Source organism: Streptomyces sp. NPDC028298 (assembly GCF_055565895.1).
The window spans coordinates 1-1,034 of record NZ_JBVHTL010000016.1; the positions used below are offsets into that span (position 1 = coordinate 1).

Sequence of the window (1,034 nt, forward strand, 5' to 3'; positions counted from 1 at the left end):
GTCAATGAGCCCGTCCCTGACACCTTCGAGGACACCCCGGCCAAGGACCGCGATCCCGAATGGTTCAAACGCGCCGTCTTCTACGAGGTCCTGGTCCGCTCGTTCCAGGACAGCAACGGCGACGGCGTCGGCGACCTCAAGGGCCTGACCGCGAAACTCGACTACCTGCAATGGCTCGGAGTCGACTGCCTCTGGCTGCCGCCCTTCTTCAAGTCCCCGCTGCGCGACGGCGGCTACGACGTCTCCGACTACACCGCGGTGCTGCCCGAGTTCGGCGACCTCGCCGACTTCGTCGAGTTCGTCGACGCCGCCCACCAGCGCGGCATGCGCGTCATCATCGACTTCGTCATGAACCACACCAGCGACCAGCACCCGTGGTTCCAGGAGTCCCGCGCCAACCCCGACGGACCCTACGGCGACTACTACGTCTGGGCCGACGACGACAAGCAGTACCAGGACGCCCGCATCATCTTCGTCGACACCGAAGCCTCCAACTGGACCTTCGACCCCGTCCGCAAGCAGTACTACTGGCACCGCTTCTTCTCCCACCAGCCCGACCTCAACTACGAGAACCCGGCCGTCCAGGAGGAGATCATCTCCGCGCTGCGGTTCTGGCTGGACCTGGGGATCGACGGGTTCCGGCTGGACGCGGTGCCGTATCTGTACCAGGTCGAGGGAACGAACTGCGAAAACCTTCCTGCGACCCACGAGTTCCTCAAGCGGGTGCGCAAGGAGATCGACACGCACTATCCGGACACGGTGCTGCTGGCCGAGGCGAACCAGTGGCCCGAGGACGTCGTCGACTACTTCGGCGACTTCCCCTCCGGCGGCGACGAATGCCACATGGCGTTCCACTTCCCCGTCATGCCGCGCATCTTCATGGCCGTCCGCCGCGAGTCCCGCTACCCCGTCTCCGAAATCCTCGCCAAGACCCCCGCCATCCCCGGCAACTGCCAATGGGGCATCTTCCTGCGCAACCACGACGAGCTCACCCTCGAAATGGTCACCGACGAAGAACGCGACTACATGTACGC

Annotated in this window: 1 protein-coding gene; it reads left to right on the forward strand. The window is 64.7% G+C overall.

Annotated elements, in window-relative coordinates; translation table 11 throughout:
- Positions 1–1,034 (forward strand): alpha-amylase family glycosyl hydrolase (locus ACZ4TO_RS38970; RefSeq protein ID WP_468026723.1); only part of this gene is annotated, 1,034 nt, incomplete at both ends.